We start from the raw sequence: 25,462 nt of genomic DNA, 5'->3' as shown, positions 1-25,462 counted from the left end.
ACTCCGTGCGCTCCGCTATGGCAAGCCAGCCGGACCGGCGCGGTTCCGAGCGGCCTCGTCCGCACGACCTCCCGCGGCTCCCACGCCGGTCCGGCTTCCCACCGACGACGGCTAGGAGGTTGGTGTGATGGCGGTCGTAGAGCATGTGCTGATCGGCATCGGTCTCGTGTGCTGGGCTGTACTGCTCGTGATCGGAGCTGTGGCGCTCGTCCGGGACTGGCTGTCCGAACGAGTCAAGCGTCAGAAGGCGATCGCCGCCGTGCAGCGTGAGCTGGCGAGCCGTCACGCCCGGTTGTCGGCGCCGACCTCACACGGCCTGCCTCCACTCGGAGGGAGACATGCAGCGTGAACGCGGCAGATCCGAACCCGATCTTCACCGAGCTCTGGCACGACCTCCGTCCCGGCGAACCGACAGAGCTGACGGAACTGGACACAGGCTCCAACTCCACGACTACGGAGACATCTGACCCATGGACCACGCCACGCCCGAGATGAACAGTTCGGATGGTTCTCCGGTTGCCGAGCTGCCGCCGTATCTACACGAGCTCGATCCGAGCCAGTGGAAGCGCACCAGCACACCGATCATGGACACGGCGGTACGCGCCTGGGATGACGGCTCCATCGACACACTCGTCGTCCTGACCGACGAACTTGCCTACGGCCAGCGCGACAACCACCACGGCCGGGCTGTTCATCGGGAACGGGGGTCGGCTGCCGACATGGCGCAGCTGATGCAGCGCCTCCCTGCACCGGGCACTCCTGACGCGCCTGTCGACGAGCTTCCCGAGATACCCGGGCCTGAGCGGGACATCTGATGCCGCCCTGGATGGCAACGCATACGCCTGGCAACCCAAGCCACGCGGTGAAAGGAGTGTGCCGTGCATGACCTGATCGCCAGCCAGTTCCTTGATGACTACCTTCTGCTGCGACCCGGCAGCTCAAGTGGGATCAAGATCGGCTCACACAGGCATCGCGAGTTGGAACGGGCCGCCAGCGAGTCGTGCCCGACATGGCTGGTAGACGCGGTACAGCGACGCTGGCCCGACCTGGACCTGACCGACCGGCGAGTCGACCAGGCCGTGCTTGTGCGCTCGGTCTCACCGTTCGGGTACGGCCGGGCATCCTACGAGCTGAACCTGGGCTGCAACTACGACTGTGAGCACTGCTACCTGGGGTTGAAGAAGTTCGAGGGCCTGTCCTGGGAGAACCGCGAACGGCTGCTGCACATCATGCGCGATGCCGGGGTGCTGTGGTTGCAGCTCACGGGTGGCGAACCGCTGATCGACAAGCTGTTCCTCGATGTGTACCGGCTGGCGTTCGAACTGGGCATGATGCTCTCGATCTCCTCGAACGGCTCCCGGCTGCACAACCCCATGATCCTCGAGTTGCTGACCACGCTGCGTCCGTACCGGCTGACTATCAGCGTCTACGGCGCGACCGCCGACAGCTACGACGGGCTGACCCGCCGCCGGGGCTCGTTCGACAAGTTCATGAAGGGCATGAGGGCCGCGAACGAAGCCAGCCTGCCGATGAACCTGAACCTGATCGTCACCAACACCAACGCCCACGAGTTGGACGCGATGAAGGCGCTGGCCGAGCAGTTCGACCTGCCCTACCACGTGTTCTCGAACATGTCGCCGACGATCTACGGCGGCGCCGAGTCGCTGCCCGCGCAGTCGCAGGAGTACCTGCGCAAGCGCAAGCCCTTCACCGGCTGCTCCGCCGGACACACGTTCTTCCACGTAGACCCGCATGGCATGGCCAGCATCTGCAAGGTCGGCCGCGACCCGCAGATCCCGCTCATGGACGAAGGCGTCGACGGGCTGACCCGACTGGGTGGCATCGCCGACGGGCTCCTGCTGCGCCAGGGCGGCTGCACCGGCTGCCAGCTGCAAGGCACCTGCGGCACGTGCATGCCGCTGGTCACGCTCTACCGGAAGGCCAAGGCGCCGCTGTCCGCCTACTGCCAACACGGGTCCTGACCATCGAGTTCGAGAGGAGGTGATCGTGGTGACCGCTGTCCTGGTGGAACTCAAACCGCCGTCGACGACGGAGAGCGACGAGCTGGAGTTCGTAGAAGACCTCGACGTGCTGGTCGAGTCGTCGAAGTGCAGCTGCAACGCGGGCGACGACAACCCGTACTGACCTGATGCGGTGGGTGGCGGCGTGTCCGCACGTCGGCGCCCACCGCCCGGTTCTAGCCTCGCCGCATGCGACTGCGGGCAGACTGGTTGAACCGCGTACTGAATGTTCCCTATGTACCGATCCTCGGGCCGGCACACCCCGACCAGTTCACCGCGGAGATGTTCACCGACGTGTTCGCCGACATCGTGACCGCCAGTCGCACCAGCACCGCGCTCCCGTTCGACAAGGACCGTCGCTGGTCACCACGCAAGACCGATACCGTGCTCATCGACGAGATCGTGCACCGACCGGACCACACGATCATCCCCACCCTGTCCCGGCGAGGCGGCGGGACCATCAAGACCTTCTACTACGGCCACACCCCCAACCTGAACGACCTCCGTGCCGCCACCCGACACTGCTGCGCAACCTACGGCGCCGCGAACGGGCGCGTCGTCTGGTTCGACACCGCCGAGGCCACGGACGTGGATCGCACACGAGTTCTGCTCAAGGAGTTCACCCACGACGACCAGCCCGACGAGCCGTCCGGCAGCCCAATCGTGGGCGAGCTGGACGACTACGAACCCGAGACCGCGGCTACCTTCAGCGACTTCGCGCACGCCATGGCAGACCACGGGTTCGCCTACCTCCACCAGCGCCGCAACGCTGGCCACCACGACGGACCGGTGCTGGTCAGTCAGGACAACGGCGTCATCGCCGGCGCGATCGGCCCGCTGACGATCATGCCCGACCGAACTGGCGGCCGGATGCTGCTGCCGCAATACTTCGGCGTCCTGCCCGAGCACCGCGGCGGCGGGCACGGTCGTGCCCTGTGGCACGCCGCCCAGCGCTGGGGCGCCCGCCACCATGCCGACTACCAACTTCTCCAAGCCCGCGTCGGCGCCGCCTCCGAACGCCTGTTCCTCTCCGAGGGGCTGCGCTCGCTCGGCTTCACCGCCACGGTGGCCGCATGAACGACACAGCCAAGACAGCGGCGCGGGTCATGACGCCGGTCGCGACCCGAACAAACTGGAGAGACCTACCCGAACAGGTACGCGCTGCCGTCGAAGAACACGCTGGCACGGTTCACCGGGTCGACACGATCAGCAGCGGCCTCAACGCCTCGTTCACCGCCCGCCTCCACACAACCACGGGCGTTACGTTCGCCAAGGGAGTGCCCAGCGACCGAGCAGCCGCGCAGCGTCGAGAGGCGGAGATCAACCCACACGTGCAGCCGTTTGCGCCACACCTGCTCTGGCAAGTGGACACCCAGGGCTGGCACATCCTCGGATTCGAACACCTCGACGGCCGGGCGGCCGATCTCAGCCCCGGCTCAGCCGACCTCGCAGGTCTCGCCGACATGCTCAGCCGGCTCGCCAAGCTGGCAACGCCAAGCAACGCGTGCAAGCGCATCGAAGACCGCTGGGCAGACGCCGCGCAACGCGCAGAAGTCGACACCAAGTTACTGACCGGGGACCACCTGCTCCACACGGACCTCAACCCGCACAACGTTCTGGTCACCGACACCGGAACGCGGATCGTCGACTGGTCCTGGCCAACCCTGGGAGCGGCTTGGATCGACACCGCCTGCGCTGCTCACTGGCTCATCGCCGAAGGCCACACTCCCGCCGACGCCGAGTCGTGGGCATCGCGGCTGGCAGTGTGGACGGAAGCGACACCCGAAGCGCTCAAGGTGTTCACCAAGACCAACGCAGCCCTGTGGAGCCAGATAGCCATAGCCGAACCGCGCTCCTGGAAGCAGCGCCTTCGTGACGCTGCAGCAGACTGGGCGACTTATCGCGCCGCCGCGCGTCGATGAGTAGGTAAAGTGGGCCTGACGGAGGCCCTTTCAAGGCCATCCGGGCCGGTCAGGGGCATGCTGGCGCTCGCCGAGACATGGCTCGACCTGCCGAGACGGGCGATACCAGCCCCACGCGCCCTCCGCACCGCTCGGCAGCTGCGGCCCCATGAAGTCGATGACCTGGTTGCTGGCTATCGGGACGGTCAGCGAGTGCGCGAACTGGCAGCGCAGTTCGGCATCAGCCGGGGCACGGTCGGCCAACACCTGCGCGCCCGCGGTATCGAAACGAAACCGCCCGGCCTCCAGCCTGATGAGGTCCCCGAGGCCGCTCGACTCTATCGAGCCGGCTGGTCACTCGCCCGGATCGCGGAGATGTTCGGCACCACCGATTACACAGTGAGGGCACACCTGAGGAGCGCGGGAATGCAGATGCGGCGGCCATACGAACGAGTGGTCTAGCGAACTAGAGGCAAGTCAGGCACTTCTGCACCTTCTGATCGCCCGTCTGCCTACTCAACCTACGGCAAAGCCCACACCGAGCTCCTCGGTGTGGGCTTTGCCGTAGCCCTCAATGTCTCCCGCTGCCGTCTACACCAGCTACTTGAGCATTCGCTGGGTGCGCTCGATCCGTTCCTTCAAGCTCTGCCGAAAGCCCTCGTCTTGTTTCCTCGAGTCGATGTGCTCGGAGATCGCGGCTCGAATGATCTCAGCCACGGGCTTGTTCTCGACGCTCGCCACGGTCTCCAACTCCTCCGCCTGTTCCGGTGACAGCCGGATGGTCATTGCCTTGGGTGCCTTCATGCATGCCTCCTCATAATCCATCATGCCGCATGGTTGCTTGGTGGTCAAGAACCGTGATACCGTGGTATCAAGATCAAGATCACTAAGTAGGAGGTACAAGTCATGACTCACGGCAAGCCCGACCACGACCGCCCTGACCAGCACTTCAACATTCAGATCGACCGGGAGCACTTCAAGGTCGCCGAGCCCAAGCTGACCGGCACTCAGCTCCGCCAGCTCCCGAACCCAGACATTCCCGCCGATCGCGATCTCTACGAGGTTCGACCCGGGGACGATGACTTGCTCATCGAGGACAGCATCGAGGTGGAGATGCGCAACGGACTGCGGTTCTTCACAGCCCCGGGTCAGATCAACCCCGGCGCACCGGTTAAGTAAGAAGGAGACCGAGCATGCTGCCCGCCGTCGATGTCAACTACCTCACAGAACGTGGACTCCGTCCCGCCGTCCAGCAGGACGGCGGGATGATCTGCGTTCTGTTCCCCGTCTGGCGGGTTCCCGAGGGGTATCGCCAGACCCATACCGACCTGCTTCTTCGGCTCTCGCCTGGTTATCCCGACGTGCCGCCGGACATGTGGTGGTGCGACCCTGGGCTGGTGCTGCTGAACGGCTCGCTGCCGCAGGCAACCGAAGTCACCGAGCAGCATCTCGGCCGGAACTGGCAGCGGTGGTCGAGGCACTTTAACCAGCCTGGCCTGTGGCGATCTGGCATTGACACCCTGGAGAGCTACCTCGCACGTATCCGAGCCGAGATGCGTCGTTCAGCCGGGAAGGCAGCATGAAAATCTCGCTCACATTGCCCGAGGCCTTGGCACAGGACTTGGCCGAGCAGGCAGCCCTGCCAGTCGAGACAGCTGGCGTACTGCTTGCAGGGCTGGCAAGGCATAACGACGGGCTTCGTCTACTGGGGAGGGAACTCCACTGGGTTCCCGAGGACCAGTACGCCATACGCAAAGGTGACCGTCTGTCGATCCGCTCAGGTGGGTACACTCGGGCCCTTCGCCGGGCGGAGGAGATCGGCGCGGTGGCGGTCTGGCTACATACCCATCCGGGTGGCTGGCCAACCAACAGTGTCTGGGACGATCAGGTGGACGCAGAGCTCGCCCCAGTCTTTGCGGTACGAACGAGCCAGTCGTTCTTCGCCAGCTTGGTCCTGTCCCCATCAGAGGTTGGACCGTTCGACTTCAGCGGTCGCGTATATCTCGACGACGATGTTCAGCCAATTTTCCGCGCCTGGCTTGTCGGAACACGTTTCCGGTTACTTACGGCCGTGGACACGCCAGCGGCAGACCAGACACCCGCTCTGTTCGACCGACAAGTGCGGGCCTTCGGCGGCGACGTCCAAGATGTTCTTCGTGGGCTGCGCGTCGCTGTCGTCGGCGCGGGCGGTACAGGTTCGGCGGTTGCAGAGCAGCTTGCCCGCCTCGGTGTCGGCGACCTCCTTCTCGTCGACCCTGACGTGATGGAGGACACCAATCTCACGCGGGTATACGGCTCAAGTCCCACCGCCATTGGTCAGCCTAAAGCTGAGGTGCTTGCCAAGCACATCGCAGCTATTGCCCCGAACGTGACCGTCCGCAGCATCATCGGTCGCACGACGGAACACGAGGTTGCCGCCGCGCTTACTGACCGCGACCTCGTGTTCGGCTGCAGCGACGACAACGCAGGCCGACTCATACTGTCGCGGCTGACGAGCTACTACCTCATTCCCGTGATCGACTGCGGCGTACTTCTCTCCAGCCGAAAGGGCACCCTCCTCGGCATTGACGGACGTATCACCGTCCTGGCACCTGGCTACCCCTGCCTCGTTTGCCGGAATCGCATCGATATGGCTCGGGCAGCCGCCGAACAACTCAACCCGCAAGAACGTCAACAGCGCCAAGACGAGGGCTATGCACCTGAGCTGGGCCAGGTCGAGCCCGCCGTGGTTGCCTACACCACCCTGGTCGCAAGCCTGGCCGTGGGCGAGATGCTGGAACGGCTGACCGGCTACGGCCCGGTTCCTGCTCCGTCTGAGCTGATCGTCCGCGCACACGAGCGTGAAATAAGTACAAACAATCGCCAACCGCGGCTTGACCACTTCTGCGACCCAGCAGCGAAGCAACTTGGGTCGGGAGACCAGAATCCCTTCCTAGGAACGACGTGGAGGTTCGCCTAACTGTGTCGTACGACTCCACCATCACGAGCGTTTGGCAGCACCTCGGCCTAGCGGTTCGACGCCTACCCGGGAGTCGCTATCTGCCCTGGAGCTACATCGTGGCCGGCACCGCAGAAGCAGCCGACGAAATACCCCGTAAACTCATACCTCGGACAGTAGTGGTGGTACGCGTCGGCGATCGACGCACCTGGATAGCCTTTGATTGCCCACGCCACCACAACGAGCGCGTCATGCTGAACCTCTCGACACGTCGCCGTCCTTGTTGGAGAATCGAACAAGAACCCAAGCTCACGCTGTACCCGAGCGTCGATGCGTACCACAGTGGCCAACGGTGCCACTTCTGGGTGCGACAGGGAAAGCCAAAGTGGGTGGAGGAGATTGCAGACGATCGGAAAGGGCTACTGAATGACAGACCATAAGGAATCCACCGGAGAAGATGAGGTACTACCCAAGCCTCGCCAGACGCCCTTGTTCCTGGCAACCCAGGGTGCACGCTATCGACGACAGGACGCGATCCGTGAAATTCAGAAGGCAACGGGACGAAAGCTCATCTGTTACGTCTCCGGCCAGGCCGGGTATATCAATCGCGACGACGTATTACCGCTGACTGACCTGCTGCAAAGTGCCGAGCCTGGCATCAAGCTCGACCTCATGTTGCACACCCTCGGCGGAGACGTAGATGCAGCGGAAAAGATCGCAGGCCTACTGCTGAAAACGGTCGGCCCTGACGGTGAACTGCGAGTGATCGTTCCCGACTGCGCAAAGAGCGCGGGGACATTGATCTCTCTCGCGGCACAGTCAATCGTCATGAGTGACACGAGCGAACTTGGCCCAATCGATCCGCAGATCGTGACAACGTCACCGGACGGATCGCAGACCAGCCGGCCTGCCAATTCATACATAGATGCTTACAACGAAATGATGGAGCAGGTCGAGAAGGGCCTAACTGGTCCGGCTATCGATGCTCTAATCGCCAAGTTTGACCCCGTACTTCTTGATATGTGCCGTAAAGCCAGCAAGCGCTCCCGTAAATTCGCGGAGAAGTTCCTCAGGGAGGGCATGTTCCGCGGTAGCAAGACAGCAAACGTAACCGAGATCGCAAGCAAACTCGATAGCAACCAAACGTGGCTATCACACGGTGCCGTCATCAATGCCGAAGACGCTCAGTCGATCGGACTTACCGTTGACTATAGAGACGAACATGAGAACGAGTGGCAAGCTTATTGGCGTTTGTACTGCGAGATGCGCTTGACCCTCAACTCCAACACCGAGAAACTCTTTGAGTCGGACTATGCCTCGCTGCAAATCTAGCGCGCGCAAGGACCCGAGCTAGCGTGAAGTGTGCTCCAACTCTGACGACGCGTGGAGCACCGCCAGAGCGACCCGGTCCCAGCTACTCGTCTCCCATCACGGCCCCCTAGAAGGTGCGACGTTTAACCGCAGGTTAGCTCTCGACGAGCAGACATGGACCGATGGTGACTGATCTGTAATCTCCAGACAGCAGAGGAAGACCCCCTGCTATAATGCGGCGAACCTGTAGCATTACAGCGACTTATTGTCCGGTGTCGCTGGCAGGTCAATCTGGCGCGGGGTCTGGTCGTCAGCTGCAGGATGCCATGCGATGATGGTAATTTGGCCGGGTATCATACGCTCGAACTGGGCAACCGTAGGCACCTGCGGCCGAGCGGCCGGGCGGCTGCGTTCCGTCAGGTGCGTCTGCCCTTCAAACGTTGGATGCGAGATCCGGACGTCAATGTCTGCCATCGCTTCACCCGTCAACCGAACTTCCAAGTTTTCACCGAACTTGCCATGGTATAGCGGTATGTATCCCGTGGAATGACGATACATACGCGCCACTTTGATGGTTTCGAACGACTTTCCAGGAGAAATCGACTGTCCCTTCGACAGCCCAGCCTCATCAACGGTTATTGAGCCGTCCTCGAGGCTCGTTATATGCCGCTGAAGAATTCCACTATCAGCATCAATAGCCTCTATCTCGTCCGGACATGATACTGCATACCTTAGGTACTCGCTTGTATATCCCGTGGTGGACGCTAGAATCCAAGCCTTACGGGTCAACATGTACGGCTGCCGACTTATGTTTCGACCAACGCTGCGCACATCTAGGGTAAGTTTGAGGATTTCGTGATCATCGTCAGCCCATTCGAAGGTCAACGTCCACGTCGTACTCGGGTAGTAAATTTTGACTTTCGCTAGATCTTTGATCGCTTCCTGCAATCCGTCAGGCGGCTCGTTCTTCATCAAAGCGAAGATGCCAGTCCACACCGATTCCACTTGCATCTTTCGCTTGAGAAATGGGTCTACCAAGGTCGCCAGGATGGCACTGATCAATAGCGCCTCGCCAAGCCCGGTTAAGAGTGCATACCAGAAGCTTCGTTCGTCAAATAGCAGATGCCCGAGGACCTCGGCGCCAACACCAGCCAGGAAGAGCAACGAAACGCCACCGACGTAAAGTCGGGTGGCGTTTCGACGTTTTGGTTCTTTCACGGCTTTACGGTGGAAGAGACTACTCATATCTTCCGCCCGAATCGGATCAGTCGTCGTTCATTGGCCTTCTCCATAGGTATGGCTGATACGCGTATCGTATCACCGAAAGACACAGCATTGTACCGGGCCAAGGCCATCACGGAAAGCCTCGATCCGATCACAGACTTTCTAGCACCTGCGGTTGCCGCCTGCTCGACGACACGCCGCGCACGAAGGCGTAAGCCCTCTGCTGGCACCTGACCTCGGATCACGTGAAGCACTCCCCTACAACCGGCAGACGGTAGGAGGATCGTCCACGAGCGCGATCCGTTACAGCCCACGCGGCAACGGAACCATGCCTTGTCATGTTCTAGGGAAGCTGGAAGTTCACGCAACAGCCAACCGGCGGTTGAACGACACTCAATACCTCTCAAGCCCCATTCACTGACTCCTCGCGCGGGCCGAAGCGATCCGTCGCGCGCTCCCTGATCCCGGCAGGCAGCACACCTCCTAGGCTACCGAACTGCACAGCAAAGTGAGGCGAAGGCTGCTTAACAGTAACTCGCAGCGATCTACGGCCGTCCCAGGGATGAGTTGCGCGGCCTCATGGGCTCCTTGCCCTTCGCGAACGGACAATCGCTCGCTGATCTCACGACGAGGCTGTCAAACTTATCAAGGTCAAGTCGCAGACCGTCCGGGGTCTTTGAGTCGCGCACCGCGCGTAGCGTGCGGAAGATCTCGACACAGCCGTTGCCCGTGTCCGAAACCGACGACTTCCGCCACCCGTCGGGGTGGCCATGGCTTCCTCCGCGATCAGGTCTACGTCGTGAGACGCGAGCGGATGATGCCCGTGCTCTCCTCCGGCGACAGTGACGCCGATCAAGGGCGAGTCCTACGCCGACACCAGCACGACCACCGGCCGCATGCCCCGCTGCAAGAAGGGCGACGGTGTGCTGAGCCTGAACGACGGTGCCGCTCGGGTCGTCATCGAGATGACCGACTCCGCCCGCACCGGCTGGACCGACTACTTCGCCGAAGTCGAGCGCAATCGCGACGCCGTCGCCTCACTGGGCCTCGTCCGCGCCACCGACCAGAACGGCGGGCAACCCTCCGAGTGCTCCGCACCCAACGGCTCGTACTGGCCTTCGACCCAGACAACGACGGCCCTGACCTCCTGCTTACCGTGATCATGCTCCTGCGCACGACCGCCATCGCGACGGCAAGTCGCAAGGGCGTCCACCAGGTCGCCACGGCCGAGGAGAAGATCGCCGAAGCACTCAACCAGCTGGTGAAGGTCGACTCGGTCAAGAAGCTGTCCGCGACGATCCGGATTCCGTGACGAAGATCGACAGCGAGTGCACCGCCCTGAACTCGGCCGTTCGGCGCCTGCTTGACGAGGCGCTTGTCGCACTGGCCGGCGCTCACGCGACCGGTCCCGAACTCGTCAGTACAGCTGAAACCCACGGTGCCGCCGTAACTCGAGTGGGGGGGCTGGGCTGTCGCGAGGCGTCCCAGCCCTCACCTCTGTTACGGCCATGCACGCGCTCGAACCTTCGCTACGCGGGATCGGGTCTCGATCGTCAGTCGGACCTGGCGTGTTTGTCCCGGCCGCGGCCAGGTCGCCACGGCGACGAAGCTCGCGGCGGCGGGTGAGACGCGGGCGGCGGTGGACGCGCTGCGGCAGGCGCTGGCGTTGTGGCGGCCGGGCGCCTTCGCCGGCTCGGACAGCAGAGTGGTCCGCGAGCACGCGCTCCTGATCGACGAGGAACGGCCTGTCGCGTGGAAGGAGTGCATGCGGCTGAGCTGCAGGCAGACCGGCACAGCCAGGTGGTGTCCGGCCGTATCGCGAGCCGGGTAGCCGGATCAGCAGTCCCAGCACCAGGGCGCCGCCCACGCCCACCGTTGGCTGGAAGACTCCCAGGCGAGGCCCGGTGCGAGCGCCGGCGCCGTAGGCCGTGTTCCGAACATCGTGGCTCCGCTCGGCAGCACCGAAGTGTGAGGGAGGGCTTCCAGTTGGCGACAGTCAGACGCCGATGACCGTGACCACGTCGTCGAGCCCGGCGAAATCAGCGGTATTGCGCGTAAAGAGCGGCAGACGGTGCGACGAGGCGATGGCCGCGATCATCAGATCCATGCGACGTGGTCTCGGATCTCGTTTCGCCTCGATCGTCAAGGCCACGAGCGTGCCGTAACGGGCGGCCGCCTCTCCGTCGAAGGGCAGCGGATCGAAGTCGACGACGGCCGCGCCGAGCAACTCGTTCCGAGTCGCCCTGGCCATGGCGTTCTTGGCCATCGCGACGCCCTGGTGCAGCTCGGCCATCGTGATCGCGGTGATCTCCGGAACCAACGGCAACAACCCGGGATCGAGTTGACCGAGATCGATGTACGTGCAGGTGTCCAGGACGCCGGACTCGCAGCGATCAGCCACCGGCACGCTCCCACGGATCGCCATCGCCGATTCGGTCCTCTCCAAGGATCTCATCGGCGTCCTGCCGCATGCTCGCGTAGTCGACCCGAGGAAGCCTCCGGTGCCGCTCGACCAACTCCTCGGCGCTCAGCCGTCGACGACGAGACAACGGACGCAGCTCAGCGACAGGAACGCCGTTGCGGGTGATGTGATAGGTATCCCCCGCCTCAACCGCATCCATGACCGCAGCGGAGTTGTTGCGAAACTCGCGTTGGGTGACGACCTTCATGACGTCAGCGTAGCGCGCTGTAGCTCAACGAGCTACAGCTGCCCGCCAGTGGATACTGGTGACACGCCTGACCGATCGGCAGTCGTGGAACGCCACCGCCACCACCATCTCGCTCACCGTCGACGACGTCACCGCGTCGCGCGGGCGTGGCTCAGCGCACGAGCCGGTCCCGGGTTCTGCGGTGCAGTGGGGACGTGACGGCGCCGTCCAGGAGCGGGTCGCCGGTTCTGGCCATCCAGGTGTGCAGCCGGGCCAGCAGTTCCTCGACCGTCGCCGCGTGCGCCGGCTCGGCCGCCAGGTCGGTCAGCTCGTGTGGGTCCTCGGCGAGGTCGTACAGCTCGACAGGTGAGTGGTAGGCCATGGGCTCGACCCGGGGCGTGCAGCGCCGGTTCCACGACTGGCTGGGGTCCATGAACGCGTACGCGTTGCTGAAGTTCGCGATCAGCTTGTGGCGGCCGGTCCTGACGCAGCGGCGGGGGTCGTAGTAGTCGTGATAGGTCAGCTCGCCGAAGATCTCCTCGTGGGGCCGGTAGTCACCGCCGTCCAGCAGGCCGAGGAAGCTGCGGCCGTGCAGCTCGCCGTCGGGGTCGACGCCGAGCAGCTCCAGCAAGGTCGGCACGACGTCCACGTTGGACAGCAGATCGGTGTGCACCCGACCCCCGAGCCAGCCCCGCGCCGGGTACCGGACGATCATGGCGACCTCGAGGCCGGGGTCGTAGAGGGAGCATTTGGCCCGGGGCAGGGCCAGGCCGTGGTCGGTGGTGAACAGGACCAGTGTGTCGTCGGCTATCCCGAGACGGTCGAGCTGGCCGAGGATCCGGCCGACGGCCTGGTCCATGTGGGCGACCGCGCCCTGCAGTTCGGCGATCTCCACGCGGGCGGGCTCGGTGTCCTCGAGGTAGGGCGGGATCTCGATGCCCAGCTCGTCGTCCGGCTCGACGTGGTCGCCGATGAAGCCCTTGGTGCCCTCCTGGTCGCGGGCCCCGCCCATCCGGTGCGGCTCGAAGCAGCCCACCTGAAGGTAGAAGGGTTGCCCGCCGGCCAGCTCCGACAGGTGCTCGCACGCGAGGTCGGCGACGGGCGTGGCCATGATCTGCGACGTGTCGACGTGATCGAACCCGAGCCGGGCCGCGAGTCCGGTGTCCGGCCGGGCAAGGGACTCGTGGTGCACCCCGAGGAGCACGCTGCGATAGCCGGCCTCGCGCAGCAGGCCGCCGAGGTGACGCTCGCCGGGATGAAGGTCCCAGGCGAAGTCGCCGTGGGTCAGGCCCATGACGCCGTTCGCGTGCGGCCAGCGCCCGGTGAACAGCGAGGCCCGCGACGGGCTGCACTGCGGCGCGGTGGCGAACGCGCGGTCGAAGCGGATCCCGTCCGCGGCAAAGGAATCCAGGTTCGGCGTACGCACGGTCGGGTGGCCGTAGCAGCCGAGGAAACGGCCGAGATCGTGGCAGTGCAGGACGATGATGTTGGGGCGCGCGGTCGTCACTGGGCGCAACAGTAACAGAATGAGTGGTTGCGAGTCCGGTGCAGGTCAGAGGCATGACGGCGCCCCGCTCACCGATCTCGCGTTCCGGAGCTGACGTCGGCTTCATCGGGCTCCTGGGCACGCAGCCTGCGGGCGACCAGCACGTCGGTGCTGGTGTGGAGCACCACCGAGACCACCACCACGAGCGCCACCAGCGCGAAGACTTCCTGCGCACGCGGAATACCCGCCCGCAGCACGAACAGCCCGTAGAGCACCGACGCCAGGCCCTTGGGGCCGAACCAGGCGGCCACCAACCGCTGGTCCACGGGCAGCCGGGTACCCAGCAACGACAACAGCAGCCCGGCGGGACGGGCGAGGAACAGCGTCACCGCCACCACGACGAACGCGCCGAGCGTCAAGGTGGTCACCATCGCCGGTTCCAGCAGCGCACCGAACACCAGCAGCGCGAAGAACTTGACCATCTCGGAGGTCTGCTCACCGAACGGCCCGAACGCCGAGCACAGGTCGGGCGCCAGCGCGGCGAGCGTCATCGCGCCGACGAACGCGGCGAGGAACTGGTTGAGGTGCAACAGATGCCCGGTTCCGTAGAGCGTGGCGGCGAGCGCGATCGGTGCCAGCGGCTGCCATTCCGGCCGTATCACGAGCCCCGGTAGCCGGATCAGCAGTCCCAGCACCAGGGCGCCGCCCACGCCCAGCGCCACCCCGCCGAGGAGCTCAAGGACCAGCGTCCACGGACCCGGTGTGGGAGATGCGCCGAGCACGGCGATCAGCACCAGCACACCGGGCAACGCGAGACCGTCGTTGATGCCGCTCTCCACGTTGAGTGTCTGCCGCAACGCGGCGGGCACCTCGTCGCGGCGGAGCAGACCGGACACGAGGACCGGGTCGGTCGGCGAGAGCACGATGCCCACCAGCGCCGAGGTGACCAGCGACAGGTCGGTCAGTCCCCACACGGCGAGGGTGATCAGGGCGGCCGTCACCGGCATCCCGATCAGCAGCGCTCGCACCGGCGGCCCCCACGCGTGCCGCGGTTGCTCGGCGAGCACCCGCATCCCGTCGGAGAACAGCACCACGAACAGGGCGACCTCGGCGACATGCCGGACCAGGTCACCGTCGTGTCCGACCGAGATCAGCCCGAACCCGCCGTTGCCCAGCACCACGCCCGCCACGAGGAACAGCAACGGTAGCGACATCACCGACCGGTGCGCGAGCGAGGACAGCAGCACCGCCACCGCCAGCACGACACCGAAGACGGCCACGATCTCCATACGACGTCTCCGATCAGGTCGACACGGGACGGACCGGGCGGCCGCCCGGTGGGCTGGGCCATCCGGACCTCGAACGGGACATCCACCGCACGTACCCGGCACCCGGCCGCGAAAACAGCCCGTCCTGACCACGAGTCACTGTCCCGGCAGGACCACCCGTGCCGGGCTCCCCGGCGAACCCGGCGCGCGGGCCGGTGCAGCAGGTGCCCGCGCCGGGCGTCAGCGCACGACGATCGTCGTGGTGCCGGTGCTCGGGACGAGTTCGCCGATGACCGGGGCGCCCGGGACCTCGCCTGCCAGCAGCAGGCCGCCGGAGGTCTGGGCGTCGGCGAGGAGCAGCGCCGTGTCCTCGTCCACCGCGCCGGCGTCGAGGTGTGGGCGGACCCAGTCGAGGTTGCGGCGTGAGCCGCCGGGGACATAGCCGTCGCGGAGCGCCTCGTGTGCGCCGTCGAGGAACGGCACGGCCGCCGCGTCGAGCACCGCGGTGACACCGCTCGCGCGGGCCAGTTTGTGCAGGTGGCCGAGCAGGCCGAAGCCGGTGACGTCGGTGGCGCAGGTGATGCCGGCCGCGACCGCCGCCGCCGAGGCGGTCGCGTTGAGCGTGGTCATCACGTCGATCGCCTCCTCGAACCGCTCCCCCGTCGCCTTGTGACGGGAGTTGAGCACGCCGAGTCCGAGTGGCTTGGTCAGCGACAGCGGCATCCCCGCGCGCCCCGCGTCGTTACGCAGCAGGCGGTCCGGGTGGGCGAGGCCGGTCACGGCGAGGCCGTACTTCGGTTCCGGGTCGTCCACGCTGTGCCCGCCGGCGAGGTGGCAGCCGGCCGCGGTGCACACGTCCATGCCGCCGCGCAGTGTCTCGGCGGCCAGCTCCAACGGCAGCACGTCCCTCGGCCACGCGAGCAGGTTCAGCGCGACCACCGGGCTGCCGCCCATGGCGTAGACGTCCGACAGCGCGTTCGCGGCCGCGATCCGGCCCCAGTCGTAGGCGTCGTCGACGACCGGGGTGAAGAAGTCGGTGGTGGCGATCAGGGCCCGGTCGCCGTCGATGCGCACGGCGGCCGCGTCGTCGCCGTTGTCGAGGCCGACCAGCAGGTCGTCGGACGGCGCCGGACGCAGGCCCCGCACGACCGCCTCCAGCTCGCCGGGCGGGATCTTGCAGGCACAGCCGCCGCCGTGCGCGTACTGGGTCAGTCGATGAACCATGGGCCGATTCTCGCGGTGCGTGCCGCTCCTCGCTCTGCGAGGATGAGCGCGTGTCCCGGGGAGGCGCTTCCGGCCTGGTGACCGGCGCGGTCTTCAAAACCGTTGAGTGGCGGGCACTGTCGCTGGCGGGTTCGATTCCCGTTCGCCTCCGCCACGGGACTGCCCCGGCCGGCCCTGTCAGTTCCGGAGACGCCGCCGCTGCGGAACCACGGTGTACCTGGGATCGTCGGCCGAGGCCTTCCCGGCGTGGAAGATGCCCCACCGGGTGCATGCCGAAGCGGCGAGGAGGGCGGCACCGGAGAGGACCTTGCCGAGCCGGCTGCGCCGCCCCAGCACCGCTCCCGCCGCCCCGGCCACCGACAACACCTCGCCCGCCCGGAGGTACCGGCCCGCCCTGCCCGTCCGGTAGGGCTCCGCGACCATCCCGAGCCGCCGTTCCATCCGCTTGAACGAGCCAAGCTCCAGCGCCACCCCGAACACGGCCAGGTTGCGCGCCGGGCCGGTATCGCCCGCGGGGTCGGCGAGCAGGACGAGACCGCCCGCGGCGGTCGCGCCGGAGCCGGCGAACAGGTACGGCAGCTCCCGGTACCCGTCGTGCCACGCGGGCACCGCGGTGTCGCTGATCAGGGCGCCGGTGTAGGCGGCCACGGCCGGGCCGAGCACCGCGGACCCGGCGGTGGCCGCGGCACCCAGCCGCGGCAGCCTGCCCGTGACCGCCGACGCGGCGGCCGCGCCCGCGAGGGGGCCGTAGCCGGCGAGCAACCAGGAGCCGATGTTCATCGGGGAGGTCGGCTTGAACACGCGGAGCATGTTGAGGAAGCGTGCCGGGCGCCCGAGGTCGTGGACGAGCGCGACGAGCGACAGGCCGATCGCGCCGAAGGCGCCCACCTTGGCGGTGGTGGCCATCCGGGGCCGGCCGGTCGCCTGCGCACCCGCGCCCAGCAGCGAGGAGGCGCCGGCCAGCCCGCCGAGGAACAGGTAGCCCGGGATGTCCGGGGATCGCCAGACCGGGGCGTTGATGATCGGTTTGCCGTAGTAGGACGTGAACTCGGTGTCGGGCACGACCGGCTGCTCGCCACGCCGACGACGGCCGGTGGCGACACCCGTGACCGCCTCGCGTCCCGGTCGCGACGAGCGTTTGCCACGTGCGCCGTCCTGTCCGGTCATGTGCGCCTCCCGAGCGTCGTGAGGAACGCGGCGAGCGCGCCACCGGCCAGTGCGGCCGCGGCCTTGCCGACGTGGCGCCACATCGCGGGCAGGTCGCGGGTGGTGACCACCGGGTCCGGCGGCAGGCCGTAGACCTCCGGTTCGTCGAGCAGGAGGAAGAACGCGCCGTCCCCGCCGACCCCGTCGCCGGGGTCCGCGCCGTAGAGCCGGGCATCGGCGACACCCGCGTCGTGCAGCTGCGCCACGCGCCCGGCGGCGCGCTCGCGCAGCTCGTCGAGCGGGCCGAACTGGATCGAGTCGGTGGGGCACGCCTTGGCGCACGCGGGTTCCATGCCCTCGCCGAGCCGGTCGTAGCAGAGGGTGCACTTCCAGGCGCGCCCGTCGTCCTTGCGCTGGTCGATGACGCCGTAGGGACAGGCGGGGATGCAGTAGCCGCAGCCGTTGCAGATGTCCTCCTGCACCACGACGGTGCCGAACTCGGTGCGGAACAGGGAACCGGTCGGGCAGACGTCCAGGCAGGCCGCGTGGGTGCAGTGCTTGCAGACGTCCGAGGACATGAGCCACCGGAACTCGCCTTCGGCGCCCGGTGTGGTCGGGGTCGCGGCGGCCTCGGTGGGCGGGGTGCCCGACCCGTTCTCGGCCATCGCCAGCACGTCGAGGTCGCCGTGCTGGTCGCCGTGCTGGTCGTGGTGCAGGCCGGGGTCCTGCCGGGCGAGCGGTTTGCGCTGCTCGACGAAGGCGACGTGCCGCCAGGTGTCGGCGCCGAGACCGACGGTGTTGTCGTAGGACATGCCGGTCAGCTCGAGCCCGTCGTCCGGGATCGCGTTCCACTCCTTGCAGGCGACCTCGCAGGCCTTGCACCCGATGCAGACCGTCGTGTCGGTGAAGAAACCCATCCTGGGTGGGTGCTCGCCGTAACCGGTGGCCGTCGCCGGGTCCGCGGGCGAGGGGTGGGCGCGGACCATGTCAGTCCTCCCGTCCGGTGTCGTCGGTGATGCCGGCCCGCCGCTGGTACTCGCGCACCAGGTCCAGCCGCGCGGGCCCGCGCGGCCGCCGCCCGGGCCGGATGTCGCAGGTGAGGGCCTTCGTCTCCTGGATGTGCACGTTCGGGTCCAGGCTCAGCGAGGTCAGCTCGTTGGCCGCGTCGCCGGTGCTGAAGCCGTTCGGGCCCCAGTGGTAGGGCACCCCGACCTGGTGAACGGTGCGGCCCCGCATCCGCAGCGGCGTCAGCCGCTCGGTCACCAGCACCCTGGCCTCGATGGCCGAGCGCGCGGTGACGATCGTCGCCCAGCCCAGGTGCTCCAGGTTCCGCTCGGCCGCCAGCTCCGGGGAGACCTCGCAGAACAGTTCTGGTTGCAGCTCGGACAGGTAGGGCAGCCAGCGGCTCATGCCCCCGGCCGTGTGGTGCTCGGTGAGCCGGTAGGTCGTCAGCGGGTACGGGAAGACATCGGTGCCCGGCTGGTCACCACTGGGCTGGAACCGGTTGTCGCGGCCGCCGAGCATCTGGCGCACCGGGTTGTGCTGCTGGTCGTAGAGCAGGTTGTCGAACGGCGACTCCTGCGGCTCGTAGTGCGTCGGCAGCGGGCCGTCGGTGAGTCCCGACGGCACGTACAGCCAGGCCTTCCCGTCGGCCTGCATGATGAACGCGTCGGTGCCGCCGAGCGCGTCGGGGCCGGTCGCGTCGGCGTCGGGCCGGAACTCCGGCGGTTTGGTGGCCTTGAAGTCCGGCACGTCGTGCCCGGTCCACCTGCGCTGCTCGGCGTCCCACCACACGAGCGCCTTGCGTTCGCTCCAGGGTTTTCCGTCCGGGTCGGCGGAGGCGCGGTTGTAGAGGATGCGCCGGTTGGCCGGCCAGGCCCAGCCCCATTCGCCCGCCACCCAGTTCTGTTCGCCACCGGGTTTGCGCCGCGCGGGCTGGTTCACCCCGTCGGTGTAGGAACCGCAGTAGATCCAGCACCCGCAGGCGGTGGAGCCGTCCGGCTCGAGCTGTTCGTAGCTGCTCAGCGGGGTGCCCTCGGCGTCCCAGCCGTTGATCTCGGCCAGCACCGCCTCGGCCTCGGGCTCGGCGTGGCGCCCCTTCGTCGGGTAGTCCCACGTGAGGTCGGCGAGCGGCCGGTCGCGCTCCCGCTCCTCGGTGCTCGCCCCCTCGGCGGCGAGCACCTTCTCGCGGATCCGCCTGCCGAGGTGGTAGGTGAACCACAGGTCGCTGCGGGCCTCACCGGCCGGCTCGACGGCCTGGTGGTGCCACTGCAGCATCCGCTGGGTGTTGGTGAAACTGCCGTCCTTCTCCGTGTGCGCCGCGGCGGGCAGGAAGAACACCTCGGTCCCGATGTCCTCGGTGCGCAGCTCGCCGGTCTCGATCTCCGGCCCGTCCTGCCACCACGTGGCGCTCTCGGTGAGGGAGAAGTCCCGGACCACGAGCCAGTCGAGGTTCGCCATGCCCAGCCGCTGCATCCTGGCGTTGGCCGACCCGACCGCCGGGTTCTCCCCCATCAGGAAGTACCCCGTGCAGGTGCCCGCGAGCTGGGCCTGCACGGTCTCGTAGGTGCTGTGGCTGCCGGTGAGCCGGGGCAGGTAGTCGAAACAGAACTCGTTGTCCGGCCCCGCGGCGGGTCCCCACCATGCCTTGAGCAGGCTGATCAGGTAGGACCGCAGGTTGCCCCAGTACCCCTTGTGTGCCGACTCCACCTTGACGAACGTGTCCAGGTCCTCGTCGGTGTGCGCGTGCGGCATCGGGATGTACCCGGGCAGCAGGTTGAACAGGGTGGGGATGTCGGTCGACCCCTGGATCGAGGCGTGCCCCCGCAACGCGAGGATGCCGCCACCCGGCCTGCCGATGTTGCCGAGCAGGGTCTGCAGGATCGCCGCCGTCCTGATGTACTGCACGCCCACCGTGTGCTGGGTCCAGCCGACGGCGTAGGCGAAGGCGCTCGTGCGCTCCCGCCCGGAGTTCGCCACCAGCAGCTCGCACACCTGCAGGAAGGTGTCCCTGCCGACGCCACAGATCTCCTCGACGGCCTGCGGTGTGTAGCGGGCGTAGTGCCGCTTCAGGATCTGGAACACGCACCGGGGATGCTGGAGCGTCTCGTCGGTGCGCGGCTCGCCCGACTCGGCCCCGCCGGAGCCGTGCGCCTCGCCGCGCCCGGCCTCGTTCACCGACGCCCCACCCCTGGTCCGGGTCTCCCACAGCTGGTCACGCTGCCCCGACGCGGCCTGCACCTCAGCGCCGTCGTACCGCCAGGTGCGGACGTCGTAGGTCCGGTTCTCCCGGTCCAGCCCGGAGAAGACGCCACCGAGCTCCTCCGCGTCGACGAACTCGTCGGTGATGATCGTCGCCGCGTTCGTGTAGGCGAGCAGGTACTCCCGGAAGTACGCGTCGTTCTCCAGGACGTGGTTGACGATCCCGCCGAGGAACGCGATGTCGGAGCCGGCCCGCAGCGGCACGTGGAGGTCGGCCAGTGCGCTGGTCCTGGTGAACCGCGGGTCGACGTGGATCACCTTCGCGCCGCGTGCCTTGGCCTCCATCACCCACTGGAACCCGACCGGGTGGCACTCGGCCATGTTCGAGCCCTGGATGACGATGCAGTCGGCGTTGGCCAGGTCCTGCTGGAACGTCGTGGCGCCACCACGACCGAAGGAGGTTCCCAGACCGGGAACCGTGGAGGAGTGTCAAATACGGGCCTGGTTCTCGATCTGCACCGCGCCCAGCGCGGTGAAGAGCTTCTTGATGAGGTAGTTCTCCTCGTTGTCCAGTGTGGCGCCACCGAGGCTGGCGATGCCGAGGGTGCGCCTGGTGCGCGCGCCGTCGGTCTCCCACTCCCAGCCCTTGGCGCGGCTGGCGAGGACCCGGTCGGCGATCATGTCCATCGCGGTGTCCAGGTCGAGCCGTTCCCAGTCCGTCCCGTGTGGACGGCGGTACAGAACCTGGTGCCGCCGGGCGGATCCCGTCGTCAGCTGCAGGCTGGCGGCGCCCTTCGGGCACAGCCGCCCCCTGCTCACCGGCGAGTCCGGGTCACCCTCGATCTGGGTGACCTTCCCCTGCTCGACGTACACGTTCTGCCCGCAGCCGACCGCGCAGTACGGGCAGACGGACTTGACGACCTTGTCGGCGCCCGTGGTCCTGGGCGTCAGCGCGGCGCTGGCCTCGCTCTTGGCGGCAGCCCCCCGGCCGCTCCGGTCGCCGCCCGCCAACTGGCGGTACACGGGCCATTCCCGCACCCAGCGCCGCAGCCCCATGGTCACCTCCAGCTCCTCCGCGAGAACGCCGTGTACCCGTTCCGGGCGGTCTCACTCATCCCTGCTCCTGGTGGACCGCATCTGCGGATCCATCGTCACCCGGTCCGCGATCCACCGCTGGACGGGCTCACGCTTCGTAGGGTTCTCGAAAGGCGGGTTGCTCAGTTCCTGGCTCGCTGCCCGGTCCCCGTCACGGCGGCGTTGCTCCTGGCTCGGGGCGTCCCCGCCGTCCGCCGGCCTGCCGGTCCCGATCAGGTACGCCAGGCCGGGGGTGATGCCGAACCGCTGCCCGATCTCGTCGTAGCCGAGCCCCTCGTCGAGGAGCTCCCGCACCTTCCGCTTGTTCACCGTGACCGCGTCCTGGTCGGTCTCCGGGGTCTTCCGGGTTCCGCCGCGGCCCGCCGCCGTCGACACCTGGCCGCGCCGGCGCGTCAGCCAGAGCACCGCGGCGGTGAGCGGTCCGGTGCGCCCCCTGCCCGGGGTGTCCGCCCGCTCCTGCGGCTCCTGCTCCGCCCTGGCCGGTTCGGCCGGTTCCTCGTCCGCCAGGAAGGGGACGTCCGGGTAACCGGTGCGTGCGGCGGACCGGGCCGCATCCTGGTCCGGGTACTCGATGTGGCTCGTGAGCACGAACGGCTCGCCGTCCTCGCCCGGTTCGACGTAGCGCCAGCGCCATGCCCGGCCGGGCACGGGCACCAGCTCCAGCCGGGCCGCGTCGGGCCGGGCCGGGGGTTCGGCTTCCTGCGGGGTCTCCTCGCCGCGCCCGCGCAGCGCCCGCCGCACGTCGGCCATCGTCAGGTCGGTGAACCCGCCCGTGGTGCCCCGCATCGCCCTGGCCAGCACGATCGCGACCAGGCCCGTGACCGGCGGCAGCACCAGCACGAGGACGCGGAACACCCAGACGACGGTGACGATGGGGACTGCCAGGGCCCTGGCGACGAGGTCGTCGGAGGCGGCGGCGAGCAGCACACCGTAGAAGGTCAGTGCGGCCACCCCGACACCGATGCGCACCGGGTGGTCGCGCGGCCGGTCGAGCAGCTGCCGTGGCTGCCGGTCGCGGCGCGACCACGCCTCGACGAACGGCACGGCGTACAGCCCGAGGAAGGTCAGCCCGCCGAGCACGATGCCGGGGACGAACGGGGACGGCACGAGGTGGCCGAAGATCTGGAAGTCGGCCGCGGGGAACAGGCGCAGCGCGCCCTCCCCCCACGCGATGTACCAGTCCGGCTGCGCGGGCGAGGTCACCTGCGCCGGGTCGAACGGACCGTAGATCCAGACCGGGTTGATCTGGAACAGCCCGCCGAGTCCGAACAGGACGGCGAGCACGGCGGCGAACAGCGCGAGCGTACGGACGGTGTAGGCGGGCCAGAACCGGGAGCCGACGACGTTGTGCTCGGTCCGCCCCCGGCCGGGGAACTGGCTGTGCTTCTGCCGGACGAGGATCAGCATGTGCAGCACGACGAGACCGGCGAGCAGCGCGGGCACCACGAAGACGTGGGTGGCGAACAGGCGTGGCACGGTCTGTTCGGCGGGGAACTCCCCGCCGAACGCCAGCGCCGCGAGCCACGGCCCGGCCAGCGGAACCGACTGCAGCACGGAGTAGCCGATGCGCAGGCCGGTCCCGGACAGCAGGTCGTCGGGCATCGAGTAACCGGTGAACCCGTTGAGCAGCGCCAACATGAGCATGGTGACGCCGACCAGCCAGTTGATCTCCCGTGGCTTGCGGAACGCGCCGGTGAAGAACACCCGCGCCAGGTGCAGCACGATCGCGGCGACGAACACCAGCGCGGCCCAGTGGTGGGTCTGCCGCATGAGCAGCCCGGCACGCACGTCGAAGCTCAACGCGACCGTCGAGGAGAACGCGGCGGACACCCGCTCGCCGTCCAGCGGCTCGTGTGCCCCCCGGTAGACCGTCTCGGCCGTGCTGGGTTCGAAGAACAGCGCCAGGAACGTGCCGGTGAGCACCAGGACCATGAAGGCGTACAGCGCGATCTCGCCGAACATGAACGTCCAGTGGTCCGGGAAGATCTTGGCGAGCGCCTTGCGGCCGGACCCGGCGAGCCGCAGCCGGGAGTCCAGTCCACGCACCAGTCGTCGCACGATCATGGCCGGCTCCAGAAGCCGGGCCCTGGCGGCGCCGTGAAGTCGCCCCTCGCCCGCAGGTAGCCGTCGTCGTCGACGAAGATCGGCAACCCCGGCAGCGGCCGCCCAGCCGGTCCGCTGACCGGTTTCGCCGCGTCGAGCAGGTCGAACGCCGACTGGTGGCAGGGGCACAGGAGCCGGCTGGTGCCCTGCACCAGCAGCGACACCGGGCAGCCCGCGTGCGTGCACAGCAACGAGTACGCGACCACGCCGTCCGCGACCACCCCACCCGGTGGTCGCGTGGTGAACCGTTCCGGTTCGAGGCGGACGAGAAAGGCGGGCGCGTCGCCCGCCTTCGGATGGCCTTCCGGGTACACCGTCAGGATCGTGTCCTCGGTGACGTCGTCCACGCGTACCGGCTCGCCGTGCCCGTCCACCAGCCGCAGGCCGCCGGACCGCCACGGTGTCGTCGACAGCGCGTCGACGATGTCCTCACCACGCGGCTGGAGCAACGACCGCAGGGGGAACAGCGCGGCGGCGGCGATGCTGCCGACGGCCACGGTGAGCATCCCCAGCAGTGAACGCCGCCGCCACCCGCCCGAGGAGTCGAGCTGTTCGGCGAGCTTCTCCTGCTGGTGCCTGCCGGAGCTGAAACCGTGGTGCTCCTCCACGTACCCGCCCGACGGGAGCAGGTGTGCGGCCCAGAGGGCGAGCCCGGCCGCCAGCCCGCCGAAGGCCACCGCGAGCGCGGCGCCCTCCAGCTGTGTCTGCCCGCCGAGGACGTAGACCACCGCGAACCCGACCGCGCCGAGCGTGGAGGTGCCGAACGCGAGCGCGATCCTGGCTTCCGCACCGCGTTCCTTCCGCTTCCGCTGGTCGCTCGTCTGGTCGCTCATCGTGCCCGGCTCCCCAGCCAGCGGACCAGGAACACCAGGAGCAGCAACCCGACCGCCCAGGCGACCATGCCCTCGGCGACCGGTCCCATCCGGTCCAGCGACAGCCCGCCGCGGTCGAGGTCGCCGCGGTCCCCCTGCAGGGTGTCGACGTAGCCCGCCAGCGCGTCGAGTTGCCCTGCGTCGATGACGGACTCCGGGTAGGCGGGCATCACGCTGGGTCCCACCCGCACCGCTTCCCCGACCTGTGTCGGCGTCGCGTCGAACAGCGACGGCACGACGGTGCCGTCGGTCAGGGTCGAACCGCGGCCGGTCGAGGAGTGGCAGGCGGCGCAACTGTCCAGGTACAGGCGCATGCCGAGCCGGGAGTCGCCCGGCCGCACCCGAGGGATCGGCGGGCCGCCACCGCCGAAGTCGCCGACGTGGTCGACCAGCGCCCTGATGTCGGCCGCCCCGAACTGCGGCTCCTGGTGGACCGGGCGGTAGCCGTCCTCAGTGGACACCGGCATCCGTCCGGTCCGCAGCTGGAAGTCCACCGAAGCCTCCCCCACGCCGACGAGTCCTGGCCCGCGTTGCGTCCCCTCACCCTCCGGCCCGTGGCAACTGGCGCAGCTCTGCCGGTAGAGCTCCTGCCCACGGTCGTCGTCGCCCGGCTGCCCGGCGGCGCGGTCGGCGGGTGCGCCACCCGCGGGCACCCCCTGGCCCGCCAGCAGCACAACGGCGGCGATGGCGGTGATGGCGGCGACCATGCCCAGGCGGCGGAACCTGGCCGGTGGCCTGCCGTGGTCGTGCACGCGCGTTCCCTCCTTCATGCCCGGTCCGTCACTCGAGCGTGAGCAGGTAGGCGGCGATGTCCCTGGCTTCCAGCTCCGACACGTCCAGGTCCGGCATGGCCGTCCCGGGCTCGACCTCCTGCGGGTCGCGGATCCAGTGCTGGAGGTTGTCCCCGGTGTTGGGCAGGGCCCCCGCGATGTAGGACCGGGCACCGAACCGGGTCAGCGGCGGCCCGACCAGACCGTCGGCACCGTCCACCCCGGGGACGGTGTGGCAGGAGCCGCAGCCGTAC

General features: G+C 67.8%; 29 protein-coding genes, 1 tRNA gene and 1 pseudogene. 16 read left to right on the top strand and 15 right to left on the bottom strand.

Annotation, left to right across the window (positions count from 1 at the left end):
* Positions 1 to 127 precede the first annotated feature (127 nt).
* From ACFPCV_RS38745 to ACFPCV_RS38715, 7 genes are all read left to right on the top strand, one after another.
* Positions 128 to 349: a hypothetical protein gene (locus ACFPCV_RS38745; protein ID WP_378062565.1), complete on the top strand. Its 222-nt coding sequence runs from the start codon at positions 128 to 130 to the stop codon at positions 347 to 349.
* A 121-nt stretch (positions 350 to 470) separates the two neighbouring features.
* The gene (locus ACFPCV_RS38740) at positions 471 to 815 is read left to right on the top strand and encodes a hypothetical protein (protein WP_378062563.1); all 345 of its coding nucleotides are present in this window, start codon (positions 471 to 473) and stop codon (positions 813 to 815) included.
* Between the two features lie 63 nt (positions 816 to 878).
* Positions 879 to 1,982 (top strand): radical SAM protein, encoded by a 1,104-nt coding sequence (locus ACFPCV_RS38735; protein ID WP_378062561.1) that lies wholly within the window; start codon positions 879 to 881, stop codon positions 1,980 to 1,982.
* 25 nt (positions 1,983 to 2,007) lie between these two features.
* The gene (locus ACFPCV_RS38730) at positions 2,008 to 2,145 is read left to right on the top strand and encodes a hypothetical protein (RefSeq protein ID WP_378062559.1); all 138 of its coding nucleotides are present in this window, start codon (positions 2,008 to 2,010) and stop codon (positions 2,143 to 2,145) included.
* A 65-nt stretch (positions 2,146 to 2,210) separates the two neighbouring features.
* Positions 2,211 to 3,098, top strand: a complete 888-nt coding sequence (locus ACFPCV_RS38725) for a GNAT family N-acetyltransferase (RefSeq protein WP_378062557.1) — start codon at positions 2,211 to 2,213, stop codon at positions 3,096 to 3,098.
* Positions 3,095 to 3,943 (top strand): protein kinase family protein, encoded by an 849-nt coding sequence (locus ACFPCV_RS38720; RefSeq protein ID WP_378062555.1) that lies wholly within the window; start codon positions 3,095 to 3,097, stop codon positions 3,941 to 3,943. Before ACFPCV_RS38725 ends, ACFPCV_RS38720 begins: the two co-directional genes overlap by 4 nt.
* Before the next feature lie 57 nt (positions 3,944 to 4,000).
* Entirely contained in the window at positions 4,001 to 4,384 is a 384-nt protein-coding gene (locus ACFPCV_RS38715) for a hypothetical protein (protein WP_378062554.1), read from the top strand.
* 138 nt (positions 4,385 to 4,522) lie between these two features.
* Here the strand turns inward: ACFPCV_RS38715 and ACFPCV_RS38710 are convergent, their stop codons facing one another.
* Positions 4,523 to 4,726, bottom strand: a complete 204-nt coding sequence (locus ACFPCV_RS38710; RefSeq protein WP_378062552.1) for a ribbon-helix-helix protein, CopG family — start codon at positions 4,724 to 4,726, stop codon at positions 4,523 to 4,525.
* Between the two features lie 102 nt (positions 4,727 to 4,828).
* Between ACFPCV_RS38710 and ACFPCV_RS38705 the strand changes: the two genes are divergently transcribed.
* From ACFPCV_RS38705 to ACFPCV_RS38685, 5 genes are read left to right on the top strand one after another with little or no spacing between them, the layout of a single operon-like run.
* On the top strand, positions 4,829 to 5,101 hold the full coding sequence (locus ACFPCV_RS38705; protein ID WP_378062551.1) for a multiubiquitin domain-containing protein: 273 nt from the start codon (positions 4,829 to 4,831) through the stop codon (positions 5,099 to 5,101).
* Positions 5,102 to 5,115: 14 nt separating this feature from the next.
* Complete coding sequence (locus tag ACFPCV_RS38700) at positions 5,116 to 5,505, top strand: E2/UBC family protein (protein WP_378062549.1); 390 nt, start codon at positions 5,116 to 5,118, stop codon at positions 5,503 to 5,505.
* Positions 5,502 to 6,881 carry a HesA/MoeB/ThiF family protein gene (locus tag ACFPCV_RS38695; protein ID WP_378062547.1) on the top strand — a complete coding sequence of 460 codons (1,380 nt, stop codon included), beginning with the start codon at positions 5,502 to 5,504 and terminating at the stop codon, positions 6,879 to 6,881. Before ACFPCV_RS38700 ends, ACFPCV_RS38695 begins: the two co-directional genes overlap by 4 nt.
* Entirely contained in the window at positions 6,866 to 7,300 is a 435-nt protein-coding gene (locus ACFPCV_RS38690) for a ubiquitination-like system serine protease family protein (protein ID WP_378062546.1), read from the top strand. Before ACFPCV_RS38695 ends, ACFPCV_RS38690 begins: the two co-directional genes overlap by 16 nt.
* The gene (locus ACFPCV_RS38685; protein ID WP_378062544.1) at positions 7,287 to 8,192 is read left to right on the top strand and encodes an SDH family Clp fold serine proteinase; all 906 of its coding nucleotides are present in this window, start codon (positions 7,287 to 7,289) and stop codon (positions 8,190 to 8,192) included. The genes ACFPCV_RS38690 and ACFPCV_RS38685 overlap by 14 nt, the downstream gene beginning before the upstream one ends.
* Positions 8,193 to 8,423: 231 nt before the next feature.
* Here ACFPCV_RS38685 and ACFPCV_RS38680 read toward each other — a convergent pair whose 3' ends face one another.
* Positions 8,424 to 9,389, bottom strand: coding sequence for a hypothetical protein (locus tag ACFPCV_RS38680; protein ID WP_378062542.1), 966 nt, complete (start codon positions 9,387 to 9,389; stop codon positions 8,424 to 8,426).
* A gap of 551 nt (positions 9,390 to 9,940) precedes the next feature.
* A pseudogene (locus ACFPCV_RS38675) lies at positions 9,941 to 10,141 on the bottom strand (DUF397 domain-containing protein); the annotation flags it as partial.
* 96 nt (positions 10,142 to 10,237) lie between these two features.
* On the opposite strand from ACFPCV_RS38675, the gene ACFPCV_RS38670 reads away from it, so the two are divergent.
* The 3 genes from ACFPCV_RS38670 (at position 10,238) to ACFPCV_RS38660 (ending at position 11,226) form a co-directional block, all read left to right on the top strand.
* Entirely contained in the window at positions 10,238 to 10,555 is a 318-nt protein-coding gene (locus tag ACFPCV_RS38670; RefSeq protein ID WP_378062541.1) for a hypothetical protein, read from the top strand.
* Positions 10,552 to 10,707, top strand: a complete 156-nt coding sequence (locus ACFPCV_RS38665) for a hypothetical protein (RefSeq protein WP_378062539.1) — start codon at positions 10,552 to 10,554, stop codon at positions 10,705 to 10,707. The genes ACFPCV_RS38670 and ACFPCV_RS38665 overlap by 4 nt, the downstream gene beginning before the upstream one ends.
* A 237-nt stretch (positions 10,708 to 10,944) precedes the next feature.
* A complete protein-coding gene (locus ACFPCV_RS38660; protein ID WP_378062593.1) occupies positions 10,945 to 11,226 on the top strand; it encodes a BTAD domain-containing putative transcriptional regulator in 282 nt (93 codons plus the stop codon).
* 165 nt (positions 11,227 to 11,391) lie between these two features.
* Here the strand turns inward: ACFPCV_RS38660 and ACFPCV_RS38655 are convergent, their stop codons facing one another.
* From ACFPCV_RS38655 to selD, 5 genes are all read right to left on the bottom strand, one after another.
* Positions 11,392 to 11,820: a type II toxin-antitoxin system VapC family toxin gene (locus ACFPCV_RS38655; protein WP_378062537.1), complete on the bottom strand. Its 429-nt coding sequence runs from the start codon at positions 11,818 to 11,820 to the stop codon at positions 11,392 to 11,394.
* Positions 11,789 to 12,064: a type II toxin-antitoxin system Phd/YefM family antitoxin gene (locus tag ACFPCV_RS38650; protein WP_378062535.1), complete on the bottom strand. Its 276-nt coding sequence runs from the start codon at positions 12,062 to 12,064 to the stop codon at positions 11,789 to 11,791. The genes ACFPCV_RS38655 and ACFPCV_RS38650 overlap by 32 nt, the downstream gene beginning before the upstream one ends.
* 151 nt (positions 12,065 to 12,215) lie before the next feature.
* The gene (locus tag ACFPCV_RS38645; RefSeq protein ID WP_378062533.1) at positions 12,216 to 13,550 is read right to left on the bottom strand and encodes a sulfatase family protein; all 1,335 of its coding nucleotides are present in this window, start codon (positions 13,548 to 13,550) and stop codon (positions 12,216 to 12,218) included.
* Between the two features lie 68 nt (positions 13,551 to 13,618).
* A complete protein-coding gene (locus ACFPCV_RS38640; RefSeq protein WP_378062531.1) occupies positions 13,619 to 14,818 on the bottom strand; it encodes a cation:proton antiporter domain-containing protein in 1,200 nt (399 codons plus the stop codon).
* A 219-nt stretch (positions 14,819 to 15,037) separates the two neighbouring features.
* Positions 15,038 to 16,021: a selenide, water dikinase SelD gene (gene selD / locus ACFPCV_RS38635; RefSeq protein WP_378062529.1), complete on the bottom strand. Its 984-nt coding sequence runs from the start codon at positions 16,019 to 16,021 to the stop codon at positions 15,038 to 15,040.
* Positions 16,022 to 16,080: 59 nt separating this feature from the next.
* Here selD and ACFPCV_RS38630 point away from each other — a divergent pair.
* Positions 16,081 to 16,175 (top strand) — tRNA-Sec (locus ACFPCV_RS38630).
* A 23-nt stretch (positions 16,176 to 16,198) separates the two neighbouring features.
* On the opposite strand, the gene nrfD is transcribed toward ACFPCV_RS38630, so the two are convergent.
* The 7 genes from nrfD to ACFPCV_RS38595 all read right to left on the bottom strand — a co-directional run.
* Entirely contained in the window at positions 16,199 to 17,188 is a 990-nt protein-coding gene (nrfD, locus tag ACFPCV_RS38625; protein WP_378062527.1) for an NrfD/PsrC family molybdoenzyme membrane anchor subunit, read from the bottom strand.
* The gene (locus ACFPCV_RS38620) at positions 17,185 to 18,153 is read right to left on the bottom strand and encodes a 4Fe-4S dicluster domain-containing protein (RefSeq protein WP_378062525.1); all 969 of its coding nucleotides are present in this window, start codon (positions 18,151 to 18,153) and stop codon (positions 17,185 to 17,187) included. Before ACFPCV_RS38620 ends, nrfD begins: the two co-directional genes overlap by 4 nt.
* A gap of 1 nt (position 18,154) precedes the next feature.
* A complete protein-coding gene (gene fdh, locus ACFPCV_RS38615; RefSeq protein ID WP_378062592.1) occupies positions 18,155 to 21,424 on the bottom strand; it encodes a formate dehydrogenase in 3,270 nt (1,089 codons plus the stop codon).
* A 51-nt stretch (positions 21,425 to 21,475) separates the two neighbouring features.
* Complete coding sequence (gene qcrB / locus ACFPCV_RS38610) at positions 21,476 to 23,527, bottom strand: cytochrome bc1 complex cytochrome b subunit (RefSeq protein ID WP_378062523.1); 2,052 nt, start codon at positions 23,525 to 23,527, stop codon at positions 21,476 to 21,478.
* Positions 23,524 to 24,399, bottom strand: a complete 876-nt coding sequence (locus ACFPCV_RS38605; protein ID WP_378062521.1) for a QcrA and Rieske domain-containing protein — start codon at positions 24,397 to 24,399, stop codon at positions 23,524 to 23,526. Before ACFPCV_RS38605 ends, qcrB begins: the two co-directional genes overlap by 4 nt.
* Positions 24,396 to 25,208: a c-type cytochrome gene (locus tag ACFPCV_RS38600; protein WP_378062519.1), complete on the bottom strand. Its 813-nt coding sequence runs from the start codon at positions 25,206 to 25,208 to the stop codon at positions 24,396 to 24,398. The genes ACFPCV_RS38605 and ACFPCV_RS38600 overlap by 4 nt, the downstream gene beginning before the upstream one ends.
* 10 nt (positions 25,209 to 25,218) lie before the next feature.
* Positions 25,219 to 25,462: c-type cytochrome (locus ACFPCV_RS38595; RefSeq protein WP_378062517.1), on the bottom strand; the 244-nt coding region annotated here is incomplete at its 5' end.

It is taken from the genome of Actinophytocola glycyrrhizae, from assembly GCF_042653545.1.
Lineage (GTDB): Bacteria > Actinomycetota > Actinomycetes > Mycobacteriales > Pseudonocardiaceae > Actinophytocola > Actinophytocola glycyrrhizae.
The sequence above is the reverse complement of the archived record's forward strand: the minus strand, read 5'-3'. Positions and strand labels throughout refer to the sequence as shown.